The following is a 14,640-nucleotide window of genomic DNA, read 5'->3' on the forward strand; positions in this document are numbered from 1 at the left end:
CATCAGCCGGTCATTGCTTGCCGATGGCGCGCAAGACGCGGTCAAGGCTTTTGCCCTGCCGACTGGTATAGGGTGCGTCCTGCACCGCATTGTAATAGGCCGATGGGTCATAGGTGGGAATCCCCAGTTTCAGGTTTTCTACCGTCAACAAACCCATAGCCGAGAGAAGTTGATAATGTGCTAATTGCAGGTTGGCTTCCGCCGTAATCTTGTTTGCGCGGGCCTCCAGAAGCGATTGTTCGGCATCCAGAACGTCCAGCGTGGTGCGCGCGCCCAGCGTCGCCTCCTCGCGCACGCCGTCATAGGCCTGTTGCGCGGCGGTGATCTGTTCGTCGATGGCGCGAATCTGTGCCCGGGCCACGTCGATTCCCGCCCAAGCGGTGCCGACGGCCTGATCGACCTGACGCGAGGTGTTCAAAAGCGCGGCGCGCGCGGCATCGCGCTGCGCCATGGCCTTGCGATGCGCGGCTGGCAGGCGGCCGCCGGAATAGATCGTCTGCGACATCTGCAGCGACAGCTGGCCGACATCCTGCCCGCCATGAGAGATGCCGCCAAAGGGGCTGAGCGACTTGTTGCGCGACGTGCTGAGCGAGGCGCTGCCGGTCAGCTGCGGGTTGCGCTCGGCGGCGGCGGCGGCCACGCCCAGCTCGGAGACGGCGGCCTGACGCTGGCTTTCCTGAATCGCGGGATGGCTGCGGCGACCGATGTCGCGGGCCTGCTCAAGCGTCGCCGGCAGCTTGGGCGTCGGCGGCGGCGGGGACAGCTTGCCGGGCATCTTGCCGGTGGCGGTGCGATAGACCTCGCGCGCGATCTGCAATTCGCCCTCGGCCGAGGCGAGGTTGGCGCGGGCTGCGGCCAGCGCGGCATCGGCCTGCGAAACATCGGTCTGGGTGATTTCGCCGACGTCGAAACGGTCGGTGGCGGCGCGCTGTTCCTGACCGATGACGCGCACGGAATTCGATTGTAGATCAACCTGTTCTGTGGCGCTGCGCACGTTCAGATAGGCCTCGACCGCGCCAAGGATCACGTCCTGTTCGACGCCGACCAGCGCCGCGCGGGTGGCCAGCACGGTTTCCTTGGCGATGTCGATGGCAATGGCGCTGCGGCCGAAATCGTAAAGCGTCATCGAGGCTTGCAGCGACAGGCTGCGCGAATTGCCGTCGAACCCCTCGATGTTCTGATAGGTGTAATTGGCCACCCATTGCAGGACCGGACGCAGGGCCGCAAGGGCCGAGGCCGCGTCCTCGTCTGCGGCGCGCAGCACGGCGCGGTTCTGGTCCAGAAGGGCCGAATGCCGGTAGGCGGCGACCATGGCGTCGGCCAGGCTTTCGGCCTGGGCGGGCAGGGCAGTCGCCCCGGCAAGCACGAGCGCGAGCATGGGGCGCCGCAGGCGCTGGCGCAGTTCGTTCACCGTCTTGCGAAACATGCCCTGTCCTTTGTTTGTTCCGGCTATAGCATGAAGCCGCGTTTCGTCTCGAAGCCCGGCAAGATCGGTGCGCCGGCATTGAAGGCGAATCGCCAGTTGATCCGGCCATCGACCTTGCGGCCGATGCGCACGACGCCCAGATTCCCCTCTTGGAACAGCGCGACCACGCGGCCGCCGTCGCTTAGCTGGTCGGCCAGCGGCTCGGGCAGGGTTTCGATCGCGCCCTCGATCAGCATGGCGTCATAGGGGGCCTGACTGGCGCAGCCATCGGCCAGCGGGCCTTCGACCACGACGACGTTGAAGATGTCCTGCGCCGCCAGCCGGGCCTGCGCCTCGGCGGCCATGACGGCATCGGATTCGACCGCGACCACGGCCTCGGCGATGCGGGCCATCACGGCGACGGAATAGCCGTAGCCGCCGGCCACGTTCAGCACCAGATCGTCCGATTGCAGGTCGAGGACCTCCATCATCTTGCCCAGGGTGCGCGGCTCCAGCAGGACGCGGCCCGCGCCAAGGTCCAGATTCTCGCCGGCATAGGCGACGTCGCGGCGGGAATCGGGGACGAATTGCTCGCGCGGGACATGAAGCATGGCGTCGATGACGGGATAGCTGGTCACGTCGTTGGGGCGGACCTGGGTGTCGACCATCATGGTGCGGCGCTGCGCGAAATCGCTCATTTATGCGAACCCTGCTCTCGTTGGCTACACGTCCTCTTGCCACGAAAATTCAGGCTGGGCAACGCTGCGCGGCATGTTTGGCGCAAGGCTGTGGCCGGGCGGAGCCGGGTCGCAGCGCCGGGCGGGTGCGGCGGTGGCCGTTTCCGGCCCGCGCGGGCCTGCGCAAATGCGCGCGGGGCCGGGCCTGCGGTGGTGCCCGGCCGCTCGGGGTCGGGGCGGGTGCCGGCCCCGCCGCCTGCCCGGTGGCGCGGGATCACGAAATCGAGATGGTTCGCGCCCGGCGGGTGGTCAGGCGGGGTTTTGCCGGGCGTCCTGGCCGGGCTCTTGCCAGGTCATCATCATCTGCGTCTGGGTGATGATCGCGGCCACCTTGCCGTCGCGGCGGGTGATGGTGGTCTGCCAGATCTGCGTCGTGCGCCCCTTGTGCAGCGGGACGCAGCGGCCATGCGCCACGTCGCCGATGCGGATCGGGCGCAGGAAATTGGTCTTGCTTTCGATGGTGGTGGTGGACTGGCCGGGGCAAAGGTTGATGACCGCCGCCGTGCCGCCCAGATTGTCGGCAAAGCCCATGATCGCGCCGCCATGCAGCACGCCGTTGCGGTTCGACAGTTCGACCGTGGCCGGCATTTCGGCCACCACCTCGTCAAGCGTGGCCGAGATCAGCCGAAAGCCCAGAACCAGTGAAAAATGCGGCTGGTCTTGGGCCAGAAGATGCGTGGGGTCGCTGGAGGGCACGGCTGGTCCTTGCTGACGGATCGAAGCGCCATGCTGCGGCGCGCGATTCCCGCCGTCAAGCCGGGGGCAGCGCCAGTTCGGCGGCCTCGGCCTGCGGCGTCATGGTCGCCCCGCCCGACAGCCAGTGCAGCGCGAATTTCAGCTTGGTGCGCGTCGCATCGGTCAGCACGAAGGGATAGACGTCGGGATTGTCCAGCGCGCGGTTGATTTCATTCACCGCCAGCGCCACCGCCGTCGCTGCGTGCAGCAGGTGGTCACCGTCGGCATCGGCATAGGCGTCGTAGCCCGGCGCCGGAATTTCGGGTCCGGTCAGGCCGGTCGCCATCAGGCTGTCGGTCATGTCGACCAAATGCAGCACATGCGCCGCGGTTTCGGCCCAGTCCTCATGCGGGTGCATGGTGGCATATTCGCTGATATATTCGCCGCCCGGGGGTTTGGGCTGGGCATAATGCTGTTGCAGCGCCAGCGCGTAATCGGCGCGCTCGTCGCCGAACATGGCGCGGAATGCCTCCAGAAAGCCCGGCAGCGCCGCGAGACGCTCGAACAGGAAATGCGCGATCTCGTGGCGCATATGGCCGATCATCGAGCGGTAAAGCTCGCCCAGTTGCAGCTGGCGCTCGACGCGGACGGCGGCATCGGCCTCGACGACATTGATGGTGATGACGCCATCCGCATGGCCCATGGTGACATTGACCTGTTGCTGGCCGGCGCGTTCCGACAGCATCTGGAACACCGGGCGCGGGCCGGGATCGGCGGTGGTGAACCAGCGCCAGCGCGCCAGATTGGCCAGAACCCAGCGCTTGGCCTCTTCGCTGCGGGCCAGAAGCTCGTGGTTGCCCTCGACCGACAGGTCGGGGATCGTCGTGGTCATGGCGCAGGACCGGCACAGCCCGCCGCTTTCCGCCGCCCAGTTGCAGCCCAGATCGATCAGTTTGGCGCAGACCGGCGCATCGGCGACGAAACGGCCCACCTCGGGGTCAAAAACCAGCGGCGCGCCGCAGGAACAGATGGTGTTGCGAAAATAGACAGCTTGTCCACAACTGGGGCAATCGAGTCGCTGCATGTGCTCTGCCTTGCATGTCTGGTCCGGGCGCGGACGGGAATCGAGGTCGGGGGCGTATCGGATGGCTTGCCTGTGCCGACGGCCGCAGACAGGGTTGAGGAATGATCCCACGCACCAAACTTCCCGATGGCGAAACGGTTCCGGCTTTGGGCCAGGGCACCTGGATGATGGCCGAGGACCCCGGCCGGCGGCAGGCCGAGCTGGCCGCCCTGCGCCGGGGGCTGGATCTGGGCATGACCCTGATCGACACGGCCGAGATGTATGGCGAGGGCGCGGCCGAGGAACTGGTCGCCGAGGCCATCGCCGGGCGCCGCGACGGGCTGTTTCTGGTCTCGAAGGCCTATCCGTGGAATGCCGATGCCACGCAGCTGCCTTTGGCCTGCGCGCGCAGCCTGCGGCGGCTGCGGACCGACCGGCTGGATCTTTACCTGCTGCATTGGCGCGGCGACGTGCCGCTGGCCGAGACGGTCGAGGCGATGGAGCGGCTGCGCGATGCCGGGATGATCCGGCATTGGGGGGTCAGCAATTTCTCGGTTCAGGACATGGACGAGCTGATGGCGGCGGGCGGCTGGCGCTGCGCGACGAATCAGGTGCTGTACAATCTGACCCGGCGCGGCCCGGAATGGGACCTGCTGCCATGGTTGCAGGCGCGCGGCTTGCCGGCCATGGCCTATAGCCCGTTCGAACAGGGGCGGCTGGCGCAGCATGACGCGCTGTATCGCATCGGCGCGGGTCTGGGCCTGACCCCGGTGCAGCTGGCCTTGGCATGGGTGCTGAACCGCCCCGGCATGATCGCCATCCCCAAGGCCGGCACCGCCGCGCATGTCGATCAGAACCTGCGCGCCGTCGAACTGGGCCTGACGCCTGCGGTCATGACCGAGCTGGACGCGATCTTTGCGCCGCCGCGCTCGGCCCGGCCACTGGAGATGATCTGAGCCCGCGCGCAGTTGTGTGACAGCCCATTGACGGCGCAGGCCGGCGGCGGTTTGTTGGCGTTCGAGGCCCCGTGCCGGGACCAAGAACAAGGAATGACAGATGCTCAAGGGAATCGATCCCCGGATCTCGCCCGACCTGCTTTATGCGCTGGCGCAGATGGGTCATGGCGACGACATCGCCATCGTGGATGCCAATTTTCCCGCCCATGCGCTGAGCGGCCGGGTGATCCAGACCGCGGCGCGGTTGCCGGGCGCCCTGCAGATGGTGCTGTCGCTGTTGCCGCTGGACAGTTTCGTCCCGGCGGCCGCGATCTCGATGCAGGTGGTCGATGATCCCGAGGCCGTTCCCCCCGCCATCGACGAGATCGTGCCGGTGATCCAGACGGCGGGCTCGGTGATCCAGTCGGTGGATCGGTTCAGCTTCTATGACCTGACGCGGGGCGCCTTTGCCGTGCTGCAAACCATCGACACCCGGCTTTATGCCAATGTGATCCTGAAAAAGGGCGTCATTTCGCCCGACGCCTCGATCTGATCCGCCCCCCGGCGCGCGCGCTGTCCGGCGCCGGTCAGCAGGGCGGCGCCGGTTCGGGGCTGCCGGCAAGGTCCAGACCGCGTGCGGTCGGCGGCTGCCATGTCCGGGTCTGCGTGCCCGCGCCCGAGGGCGTGGTGCCGATATGCGATCCCCCGGCGCCGCCAGTCCATCCGGTCGAGCCGGAATTCGAGGGCGCGGTGGCATCGGCGCCGGCGACCTCGGGCGTGGCAGGCTGCGCCTGCGCGGCGGCGGGCGGGCATTCGGTTGCCGCCGGCTGCGGGCCGGGTGTGGACGTGGCGGGTGTGGGGGTGGTCTGGGCCAAGGCCGGGGCTGCGCCGGCCAGAGCCAGCGCCAGAATACCGGCCAGATGACGGGATTTCATGGTCGAACCTCTGCGGCTGTCGGCTGTCTGGCCCAACGCCGGGCCGGGGCCGGGGTTCCGCAGCGGCAGACCCTCGCGCGCCGGTTCGGGCTTAGATCACCGTGATCCCGGCCGGACCGGCCTCGACCGTGCCGATGCGGGTGGCCAGCGGCAGGCCGGCGGCGTGCAGTTGCGCCACGATCTCATCCGCTGCCTCGGGCGCGACCGACAGCAAAAGCCCGCCCGAGGTCTGCGGATCGGTCAGCAGGTGCCGGCGCCATTCGGGTAGGTCCTCGGGCAGGGTCACCTCATCGCCATAGGCCGCCCAGTTGCGTTTCGAGGCGCCGGTGACGAAGCCCGCTTCGGCCAGTTCGGCGGCCCGCGTCAGCAGCGGCAGCGCCGCCTGATCCAGCCGCAGCCGTAACCCGGCGCCGCGCGCCAGTTCCAGCCCGTGGCCAAGGATGCCAAAGCCGGTGACATCGGTGATGGCATGGACATCGGCGCGCTTGGCCATCTCGGGCCCGATCTTGTTCAGCGTCGTGGCCGAGGCGACCATCTCCGCGATGCCATCGGCGTCCAGCGCGCCTTTCTTGATCGCGGCGGAATAGATGCCGACGCCCAGCCCCTTGGTCAGGATCAGTGCGTCGCCCGAACGCGCATCAGCATTGCGGCGCAGCTCGCTGGCGTGGCACAGGCCGATGACGGCAAGGCCGTAGATCGGCTCGGGCGCGTCGATGGAATGGCCGCCGGCAACCGGGATCCCCGCCTCAAGGCATTTTTCGCGCCCGCCTTCCAGAATCTCGCGGATCTGTTCGGGGGGCATCTTGTCGATGGGCATGCCCAGCACCGCCAGCGCCATGATCGGTCGCCCGCCCATGGCATAGACGTCCGAGATGGCATTGGTCGCGGCGATGCGGCCGAAATCGCGCGGATCGTCCACCATCGGCATGAAGAAATCCGTGGTGGCGATGACGCAGGTGTTGTCGTCGATCTGATAGACGGCGGCATCGTCCGAGGTTTCGGTCCCGACCAGCAATTGCGGGAAGGCCTGTGCCACCGGCTGCCCGGCCAGCAATTCGCGCAGGACCGAGGGCGCCAGCTTGCAGCCGCAGCCGCCGCCATGTGCCAGGGATGTCAGTCGCGGATGTTCGTTCATCGCCTTGTCCTCCACTTGTTCAGCTTGCGCACGGTAACGTAGAAGGCCGGGACCATGAAGATGCCCAGAAGCGTCGCCGCGATCATGCCGCCCATCACGCCGATGCCGATCGAGTTCTGCGCGCCGGCCCCCGCGCCCGTGGCGATGGCCAGCGGCAGCACGCCAAGGATAAAGGCCAGCGAGGTCATCAGGATCGGGCGCAGCCGCTGGCGCGCCGCCTCGGCCGCCGCTGCCATCGCCGTCATGCCGGTCTGTTGCAGGTCGCGCGCGAATTCGACGATCAGGATGGCGTTCTTGGCGGCAAGGCCGATGGTGGTCAGGATGCCGACCTTGAAATAGACATCGTTCGACTGACCCAGCGCCAGCGCGGCCAAGACCGCACCCAGAACGCCCACCGGCACCGCCATCATCACCGAGAACGGGATCGACCAGCTTTCGTAAAGCGCCGCCAGCGACAGAAACACCACCAGCGCCGAGATGGCAAAAAGCAGGGGCGCCTGATTGCCGGCCTGACGTTCCTGATAGGAAAGCTCGGTCCAGGCGATGCCATAGCCGCCGGGCATGCCCGAGATGACCTGTTCTATGGCGTCCATCGCCGTGCCCGAACTGGCGCCGGGACCGGGCTGGCCGGTGATCTCGACCGCGTCGATGCCGTCGAGCCGCGCCAGCCTTGGCTCAACCGGCTCCCAGCGGGTGGACATGAAACTGTTGAAGGGCACCATCTCGCCTGAGGCGTTGCGGGCATACCAGCGGTTCACGTCCTCGGGCTGCATGCGGCTGGCGGCCGCGCTTTGCACGATGACCGGGCGCAGTTGCGCACCCAGGGCAAAGTCGTTCACCTCGTTGCCGGCAAAGATCGTGCCCAGCATCGCGTTCACCGCCGGCACCGAGACGCCAAGGCTTTCGGCCTTTTGCTGGTCGATGTCGATGCGCAGGGCCGCCTCGTTGTCCGAGCCGCCGCTTTGTGCGTTCACAAGTCGGGGGTCGCGTTCGGCCAGACGCTCGACCTGATCGCCCGCCTCGCGCAGGGCGTCGGTGCCGGTCCCGGACTGGTCCAGCATATAAAGCGTGAACCCGGCGGAATTGCCCAGACGCGGGATGGCGGGCGGCTGGGAAAAGATGATGCGCCCGGCGCGATGCCCGGCGAAATGCGCGTTGGCGCGGCGCTCGACCGCGGCCGCCGAGCGGTCGGGATCGCTGCGCTCTTCAAACGGTTTCAGCCGGACATAGACCGTGGCGCGGTTCTGTGCCGGGCCGTCGCCGCCGATGCCCATCGCGACAAAGACCGAGCCGACCGAATCGGCCTCGGTGGTCAGCATGTAATCCTCGATCTCGCGCACCACGGCGGCGGTCTGCTGCGCGGTCGAGCCCTGCGTCAGCGTGATGCGCGATTGCAGCACGCCCTGATCCTCGCTGGGGATGAACGAGGTGGTCAGGCGGCCGAACAGGTCCCAGGTGCCAAAGCTGAGCGCGGCCAGCATCAGCATGACCAGAAAGGGCCGGCGCAAAAGCTGCCGCACGCCGCCGACATAGCCGTCGGTCATCCGGGCAAAGCCGGTGTTGAACCAGCGCGCGGGGGCAAAGCGCGGCGCGTGACCGCCGGGGCGCAACAGGCTGGCGCACATCGCCGGTGTCAGGATCAGCGCCACCAGCAGCGACAGCACCATGGCGGTGATGATGGTGACCGAGAACTGCCGGTAGATCACCCCGGTCGAGCCGGACATGAAGCCCATCGGCAGAAACACCGCCGACAGCACCAGCGCGATGCCGACCAGCGCGCCGCTGATCTGGCCCATGCCCTTTTCGGTAGCCTCGACCGGGCCCAGCCCCTCTTCGGCCATCACCCGCTCGACGTTTTCGACGACGACGATGGCGTCATCGACCAGCAGGCCGATGGCCAGCACCATGGCGAACATGGTCAGCATGTTGATGGAATATCCCAGCGCCCCCAGCATGGCGAAGGTGCCCAGAAGCACGACCGGAATGGCGACAATCGGGATCAGCGTGGCGCGCCAGTTCTGCAAAAACAGCAGGATGACCAGAAACACCAGCACGATGGCCTCGGCCAGGGTGTGCCAGACTTTCTCGATGGAGAGTTCGACAAAGGGCGCGGTGTCATAGGCCACGCGCAGTTCGACCCCTTCGGGCAGGGCGCCGGCCAGTTGATCGAGGGTCGCGCGCACTGCCGCTGAGGTCTGCACGGCATTGGCGCCGCTGGCGAGGTTGACCGCAAAACCCGAAGCATTGAGCCCGTTGAAGCGCGAATCGCGGCCATAGCTGACCTGCCCGATCTCGATTTCGGCCACATCGCCCAGCCGCACCGCCGCGCCGTCCTCGCCGGTCTTCAGCAGGATGTTCTGGAAGTCTTCGACCGAGGTCAGCTGGCTTTGCGCGGTCACCGTGGCGGTGAACTGCTGGCCCTCGACCACGGGCTGATCGCCCAGACTGCCGACCGAGATCGTGCTGTTTTGCTGCGCCACCGCCTGCGTGATATCGGTGGGCGTCAGCTGGAACTGCGCCAGCCGCAGCGGGTCCATCCAGATCCGCATGGCATAGCCCGAGCCGAAAACGTTCACATCGCCCACGCCCTCGGTGCGGCGGATCGGCCCCTCGACCACCTGTTCCAGGAGGTTGCCGAGTTCAATGGTGGATTGCTGTCCGGTGGTCGAGACCAGCGCCCCCACCATCAAGGTCGAGCTGGAGCTGCGCGAGACGCTGACCCCGCGCGTCTGCACCGCGCTTGGCAGTCGGCTTTCGACCGAGCGCACCTTGGATTGCACCTCGTTCAGCGCCTCGGTGGGCGTCACGCTGTCGTCGAATGTCAGCACCGTGGCCGAGCGTCCGTTTGACGAGATCGAGGTGGTGTAAAGCAGGCCCTCGATCCCGGTCAGCGTGTCCTCGATCGGGGTGGTGACCGAGTTCTGCACCGCCCGCGCCGTGGCGCCGGGATAGTTCGCGACGATGCGCACCGTGGTCGGCGCGATGTCGGGATATTGCGACACCGGCAGGGTCAGCAGAGATGCGAGCCCCGCCAGCATGGTGACGATGGCCAGCACCCAGGCAAAGACCGGCCGGTGGATAAAGAAACGCGCCATCAGTTCTGGCCCGTGGTCGGGTTTTGCGCCGGGTTTCGGGCCGTGCTCGCCGCCGTTTCCGCCGCCGCATCCCGTGCAGCCGGGCCGGGCGCCGCCTGCGCTGTCGTGCCGGAGGCAGAGGCGGGGGGCGCGGCCCCGGCCTTGTCGGCGGCTACCTCGCGCACCACGCCCTGCGCGTCGATTTCGACCGGGACGGTGGTCACCTCGGCGCCGGTGCGCAGCCGGTCCAGCCCGTCCAGAATCAGCGCCTCGCCGGGGGTCAGGCCATGCGTCACCACCCAATTGTTGTGCCAGCTGCCCTGTTCGGTCAGCTTGACCTGCTGCGCCTTGCCATCGCGGGCAACAAAGGCGGTCAGCGTGCCGTCCGAGCCGCGCTGCGTGGCGCGTTGCGGCACCAGCACGGCGCGGGTGGTGCCCAGCGTCATCTCGACGCGCAGGAACTGGCCGGGCAGGATCAGCCGGTCGGGATTGTCAAAGCGCAGCCGGATCGGCACCGTGCCGGTGGTCGGCGAAACCGCGATGCCGGGGCTGACGATCTGTCCGGTGCCTTGGTATTCTTCGCCGGTTTCCAGCGTCAGCCGGGTCTGCACCTCGCCATTGCGCACCAGTTGCCCGGCATTCACCTTGGCGCGGTTGCGCAGGATCTGGGCCGAGCTTTGCGAGACATCAACATAGATCGGGTCCAGCTGGGTGATGGTGGTCAGGGCATCGGACTGGCTGGGGGTGACCAGATCGCCGACCGAGACGCGGGGCACGTCGGCCATGCCGTCGATAGGGCTGACGATGCGGGTGCGGTCCAGCGCCAACTGGTCGGCATCGCGCGCGGCCTTGGCCGCCGCCAGCGCCGCTTCGGCCTGTTTCAGCGCCACCTCGGCATTGGCGCGGTCCACCGCCGAGACGCCCGAGCCTTCCAGCCGGCGATAGCGGGTCACGGTATTTTGCGCCTGCGTCAGGCTGGCCTCGGCCCCGGCCACGCTGGCCTCGGCTGCGGCAAGGGCTGCGGCCAGCGTTTCGGGGTCGATGCGGAACAGCAGATCGCCCGCCTTGACCGGTTGCCCGGGATCATAGGCGATTTCAAGGATCTCGCCGCCGACCTGCGGCCGGATCGCGGTCTGCTGATAGGCGATGGCGCGGCCGGGCAGCGTCAGCGTATAGGGCACGTCCGCCTCGGCCGCGGTGATGACGCCGACGCTGGTCGGTCCGCTGGGGCGGTTCGATTGCGCCTGCGACGGGCCGGGCAGCGCCACAGCCAGCGCGATCACCAGCGCGGCCGGCAAGATCCCCGACCAGATCCGAAATCCATGCCCCATTCGTCTGTCCATGCGTTGTGTCGGTCCTTTGCCCCTGTCTAGTGGCGCAACCCCAACGGCAGGTAAACGATGCCCTGCGCTCACGGGATCGTAATCCGGGGCGCGGCAGGGGGTGAGAGAGGGGCCGTGGCGTCAGAAATCGACGCAGAGGCCCTTTTTCTCGTAATCGCCGTAGCGCACCGGCTCGGGGCCGTCGCGGCCGCCCAGCTCGACCGGCAGGCCCAGCGGCTGCGCGTTGCGGCGGCGTTCCTCGGCTTCGGCCAGCGCGCGCTGCGCTGCGGCCGGGATATCCTTCTGCGGCGCGTCCGGACGGTCGGTCATGGCGGTTTTCCCTGCATCACGCTAGATGGGGGCAATCTAAGGATGGGGATGCCGTTGGACAAGCCGCGCGATCACGCAAGACTGGGGGCGCTGCGCCTGTTGGCCGCCGTCGAAGACGGCGCGACGCTGGACGAGGCCGCCGAGGCGCTGGAGCGTCTGTCGCCGCCCGACCGCGCCCGCGCCCGCCGGCTGGCGCTGGAAGTGCTGCGCCGGGTCGAGCCTGCGGATGCGGTTCTGGCGCCGCTGCTGGCGCGGCGTCCGAAACCGGAAATCCGCCGCATCCTGCGTCTGGCCACCGTCGAGATGCTGGCCTTGGGCGAGGCGCCGCATGGCGTGGTCAATGCCGCCGTGACGCTGTGTCGGGCCTCGGGCGGCAAGGGGCAGGCCGCTGCCGGCATGGTCAATGCGGTGCTGCGCAAGATCGCGGGCGCCGGCGAGGCCTGGGCGGAACTGCCCGCCCAGCACATGCCCGACTGGTTGCGTGGCCCGGTGGTGGCGACATGGGGCGGGGCGGTGGCGCGCGCCATCGAGGCCGCGCATGAGGCCGGCGCCGCGCCCGACCTGACGCCGCGCGGGATGGTGCTTTCCGACGACATGCCGGGCGAGGCGCTGCCCACCGGGTCGTGGCGTCTGCCTGCGGGCAGCCAGATCAGCGCGCTGCCGGGCTATGCCAAGGGCGATTGGTGGGTGCAGGACGCAGCGGCTGCGCTGGCGGTGCGGGTGCTGGACCCGCGCCCCGGCGAGGTGATCGCCGATCTTTGCGCCGCGCCGGGCGGCAAGACGATGCAGCTGGCCGCCGCCGGGGCCGAGGTCACGGCGCTGGATATTTCTGAATCCCGTCTGGCCCGCGTGGCCGAAAACCTCGCGCGCTGCGGGCTGTCGGCGCGGCTGGCGGCCGGTGACGCGCTGGACTGGCGCCCGGATCAGCCGCTGGATGCGGTGCTGCTGGACGCGCCCTGTTCGGCCACAGGCACCATCCGCCGCCATCCCGAATTGCCGTTGATCCGCGACGACAGCCAGATCGCCGCGCTGGCCGAGTTGCAGGCCCGGCTGATCGACCACGCGCTGACGCTGCTGAAACCGGGCGGGCGGCTGGTCTTTGCCACCTGCTCGCTGCTGCCGGCCGAGGGTGAGGATCAACTGGCCGCCGCGCTGGCCCGGCATCCGGGGCTGCAGGCCGAACCGGCCACCGCGCCGGGCGTCCCCGCCGACTGGCTGACGCCTGCGGGCGGGCTGCGGCTGCGGCCCGACCTGTGGCCGGAACGCGGCGGCATGGACGGGTTCTTTATCGCGCGCTTGCGAAAATCTTCTTGACGGCCCTAAGCTTGCCTTGACACCGCGTCGACAAGCGAGCGCCCGCAGATGAACGACACGCCGCCCCCCCGAGGCTTTCTGCGCCGTCCCGAGCCCAAGGCCATCGGCCATGCCGGGCGGGGCGAACAGATCATCGCCGGCGCGCTGCATCTGGGCGGCATCACGCTGCAGGGCGATTACCTTGCCGCCGATCTGCCTCCGACCGTCGCGGCCGAGCTGCACGGCTTTGGATGGCTGGATGATCTGGCCGCCGTCGGCTCGCCCAAAGCGCGGGCCGTGGCGCAGAGCCACGTGTTGGGCTGGCTGAAACATCACCGCCAGCCGGTGGCCGGGGCGCCGCAATGGGCGCCGGCGGTGGCGGGGCGGCGGGTGCTGCACTGGATCTTTCACGCCGGCATGATGCTGCCCGGCCTCGACCGCGATCAGGCCGAGCCCTATTTCCGCGCGCTGGACCAGCATCTGAACCATCTGCGCGCCAGCTGGTATGATTGCCCCGACGGGTTGCCACGCCTTGAGGCGCTGGCCGGCCTTGCCGTCGGCGCGTTGTCGCTGCGCGACCGCCAGCAGGTCGCCCAGCCCGCGCTGGTCGCGTTGGCCGAAGAAGCCGACGCCATGGGGGTCGGCACGCTAAGCGAGGCCCGCGCGCCCGAGACGCTGCTGGATGCCATGGCGCTGCTGGTCTGGGCCAAAGAGGTCGCCGATGAGGCCGGCCACGAATCGCCACCCGAATTGCGCGCCATCATCGCCCAGATCGCGCCGATCCTGCGCGCCCTGCGCCATGCCGATGGCGGGCTGCCCTGTTTCCACGGTGGCGGGCGCGGTGCGGCGGGGCGGCTGGACCGCTGCCTGCGCGCCGCCGAGGGCGCGGCCCTGCCCGGACATGGCCTTGCCATGGGCTTTGCCCGCATGGCGCGGGCGCGCACCACGCTGATCCTTGATGCGGCAGCGCCGCCCGGCGGGCCGGCGGCGATCCGCGCCCATGCCTCGACCCTGGCGCTGGAACTGACCGTGGCGCGCCAGCCGTTGATCGTGAACTGCGGCCCCGGCGACGGTTTCGGCGCGCTCTGGGCCAAGGCCAGCCGCGCCACCGCCTGCCATTCGGCGCTGTGTCTGGAAGGGCTGTCCTCGTCCCGGCTGAACCCCAACCGGCAAGAGGGCGAACCCGACGTGCTGACCGAACGCCCCTCTCTGGTCTGGGCGGGCGATTGCGATGCGCTGGGCAATCTGACCGCACCCGATTGCGGCCCGGCGCATTCGCCCGAGCCGGCGCATCTGCTGGCGGGCCATGACGGCTGGCTGGACAGCCACGGGCTGACGCATCTGCGCGAGCTGTGGCTTTCCGCCGATGGCGCAAGCCTGCAGGGCGAGGATTCGCTGGCGGCGCTGGATGCCAGCGCGCAGGCGCTGCTGGATCAGGTGCGCCCCGAGGCGGGGCTGGCCTTTGACATCCGCTTTCACCTGCACCCCGATCTTGTCGTGGCGCAGGACGGGCAAGAGGTGGTCCTGACCCTGCCCACGGGCGAGATCTGGCGCTTTTCCCATGACGGGGTGGGTCGCGTCGCTCTTGAGCCGTCCTGCCTTCTGGACCGCAACCTTGCCGAACCGCGCCCCGCGCAACAGATCGTGCTGAGCGCGCATTTGCAGGGCCGCGCGATCCAGATTGGCTGGACCTTGGCGCGCGCCTTCGCTAGGTGACGGGCCAAATCCGCCATCCA

Annotated in this window: 13 protein-coding genes; 4 read left to right on the forward strand and 9 right to left on the reverse strand. The window is 68.7% G+C overall.

Annotated features, from left to right (window positions below; all coding sequences use genetic code 11):
• Positions 1-10 precede the first annotated feature (10 nt).
• The 4 genes from GL279_RS02775 to GL279_RS02790 all read right to left on the reverse strand — a co-directional run bounded on the left by GL279_RS02775 (position 11) and on the right by GL279_RS02790 (position 3,901).
• Entirely contained in the window at positions 11-1,426 is a 1,416-nt protein-coding gene (locus GL279_RS02775; protein WP_155063086.1) for a TolC family outer membrane protein, read from the reverse strand.
• Positions 1,427-1,449: 23 nt separating this feature from the next.
• Complete coding sequence (locus tag GL279_RS02780) at positions 1,450-2,103, reverse strand: protein-L-isoaspartate O-methyltransferase family protein (RefSeq protein ID WP_155063087.1); 654 nt, start codon at positions 2,101-2,103, stop codon at positions 1,450-1,452.
• Between the two features lie 288 nt (positions 2,104-2,391).
• The gene (locus tag GL279_RS02785) at positions 2,392-2,838 is read right to left on the reverse strand and encodes a PaaI family thioesterase (RefSeq protein ID WP_343039688.1); all 447 of its coding nucleotides are present in this window, start codon (positions 2,836-2,838) and stop codon (positions 2,392-2,394) included.
• Positions 2,839-2,893: 55 nt separating this feature from the next.
• Entirely contained in the window at positions 2,894-3,901 is a 1,008-nt protein-coding gene (locus tag GL279_RS02790; protein ID WP_155063088.1) for a zinc-binding metallopeptidase family protein, read from the reverse strand.
• A gap of 101 nt (positions 3,902-4,002) precedes the next feature.
• Here GL279_RS02790 and GL279_RS02795 point away from each other — a divergent pair, with 101 nt between their 5' ends.
• Both GL279_RS02795 and GL279_RS02800 read left to right on the forward strand, forming a co-directional pair.
• The gene (locus tag GL279_RS02795) at positions 4,003-4,836 is read left to right on the forward strand and encodes an aldo/keto reductase (RefSeq protein WP_155063089.1); all 834 of its coding nucleotides are present in this window, start codon (positions 4,003-4,005) and stop codon (positions 4,834-4,836) included.
• Positions 4,837-4,936: 100 nt separating this feature from the next.
• On the forward strand, positions 4,937-5,368 hold the full coding sequence (locus GL279_RS02800; RefSeq protein WP_155063090.1) for an RbsD/FucU family protein: 432 nt from the start codon (positions 4,937-4,939) through the stop codon (positions 5,366-5,368).
• 34 nt (positions 5,369-5,402) lie between these two features.
• Here GL279_RS02800 and GL279_RS02805 read toward each other — a convergent pair whose 3' ends face one another.
• The 5 genes from GL279_RS02805 to GL279_RS19345 form a co-directional block, all read right to left on the reverse strand.
• Positions 5,403-5,750 carry a hypothetical protein gene (locus GL279_RS02805; protein WP_155063091.1) on the reverse strand — a complete coding sequence of 116 codons (348 nt, stop codon included), beginning with the start codon at positions 5,748-5,750 and terminating at the stop codon, positions 5,403-5,405.
• Between the two features lie 91 nt (positions 5,751-5,841).
• Positions 5,842-6,885 (reverse strand): selenide, water dikinase SelD, encoded by a 1,044-nt coding sequence (gene selD / locus GL279_RS02810; RefSeq protein WP_155063092.1) that lies wholly within the window; start codon positions 6,883-6,885, stop codon positions 5,842-5,844.
• Positions 6,882-9,980, reverse strand: a complete 3,099-nt coding sequence (locus tag GL279_RS02815; protein WP_155063093.1) for an efflux RND transporter permease subunit — start codon at positions 9,978-9,980, stop codon at positions 6,882-6,884. Before GL279_RS02815 ends, selD begins: the two co-directional genes overlap by 4 nt.
• Positions 9,980-11,290, reverse strand: coding sequence for an efflux RND transporter periplasmic adaptor subunit (locus GL279_RS02820; RefSeq protein WP_155063094.1), 1,311 nt, complete (start codon positions 11,288-11,290; stop codon positions 9,980-9,982). The genes GL279_RS02815 and GL279_RS02820 overlap by 1 nt, the downstream gene beginning before the upstream one ends.
• A gap of 132 nt (positions 11,291-11,422) precedes the next feature.
• Positions 11,423-11,611, reverse strand: coding sequence for a DUF1674 domain-containing protein (locus tag GL279_RS19345; RefSeq protein WP_246175097.1), 189 nt, complete (start codon positions 11,609-11,611; stop codon positions 11,423-11,425).
• Positions 11,612-11,659: 48 nt separating this feature from the next.
• Here GL279_RS19345 and GL279_RS02825 point away from each other — a divergent pair, with 48 nt between their 5' ends.
• Together GL279_RS02825 and GL279_RS02830 are read left to right on the forward strand one after the other, a co-directional pair.
• Positions 11,660-12,925 carry an RsmB/NOP family class I SAM-dependent RNA methyltransferase gene (locus tag GL279_RS02825; RefSeq protein WP_246175099.1) on the forward strand — a complete coding sequence of 422 codons (1,266 nt, stop codon included), beginning with the start codon at positions 11,660-11,662 and terminating at the stop codon, positions 12,923-12,925.
• Positions 12,926-12,973: 48 nt separating this feature from the next.
• The gene (locus GL279_RS02830) at positions 12,974-14,620 is read left to right on the forward strand and encodes a heparinase II/III family protein (protein ID WP_155063096.1); all 1,647 of its coding nucleotides are present in this window, start codon (positions 12,974-12,976) and stop codon (positions 14,618-14,620) included.
• Positions 14,621-14,640 lie beyond the last annotated feature (20 nt).

The organism is Paracoccus limosus (genome assembly GCF_009711185.1).
Taxonomy (GTDB): Bacteria; Pseudomonadota; Alphaproteobacteria; order Rhodobacterales; family Rhodobacteraceae; genus Paracoccus; species Paracoccus limosus.

Coding starts and splice junctions, on each gene's coding strand:
- GL279_RS02775 (WP_155063086.1), bottom strand. CDS start 1,426: ATGTTTCGCAAGACGGTGAACGAACTGCGCCAGCGCCTGCGGCGCCCC.
- GL279_RS02780 (WP_155063087.1), bottom strand. CDS start 2,103: ATGAGCGATTTCGCGCAGCGCCGCACCATGATGGTCGACACCCAGGTC.
- GL279_RS02790 (WP_155063088.1), bottom strand. CDS start 3,901: ATGCAGCGACTCGATTGCCCCAGTTGTGGACAAGCTGTCTATTTTCGC.
- GL279_RS02795 (WP_155063089.1), top strand. CDS start 4,003: ATGATCCCACGCACCAAACTTCCCGATGGCGAAACGGTTCCGGCTTTG.
- GL279_RS02800 (WP_155063090.1), top strand. CDS start 4,937: ATGCTCAAGGGAATCGATCCCCGGATCTCGCCCGACCTGCTTTATGCG.
- GL279_RS02805 (WP_155063091.1), bottom strand. CDS start 5,750: ATGAAATCCCGTCATCTGGCCGGTATTCTGGCGCTGGCTCTGGCCGGC.
- selD (WP_155063092.1), bottom strand. CDS start 6,885: ATGAACGAACATCCGCGACTGACATCCCTGGCACATGGCGGCGGCTGC.
- GL279_RS02815 (WP_155063093.1), bottom strand. CDS start 9,980: ATGGCGCGTTTCTTTATCCACCGGCCGGTCTTTGCCTGGGTGCTGGCC.
- GL279_RS02820 (WP_155063094.1), bottom strand. CDS start 11,290: ATGGGGCATGGATTTCGGATCTGGTCGGGGATCTTGCCGGCCGCGCTG.
- GL279_RS19345 (WP_246175097.1), bottom strand. CDS start 11,611: ATGACCGACCGTCCGGACGCGCCGCAGAAGGATATCCCGGCCGCAGCG.
- GL279_RS02825 (WP_246175099.1), top strand. CDS start 11,660: ATGCCGTTGGACAAGCCGCGCGATCACGCAAGACTGGGGGCGCTGCGC.
- GL279_RS02830 (WP_155063096.1), top strand. CDS start 12,974: ATGAACGACACGCCGCCCCCCCGAGGCTTTCTGCGCCGTCCCGAGCCC.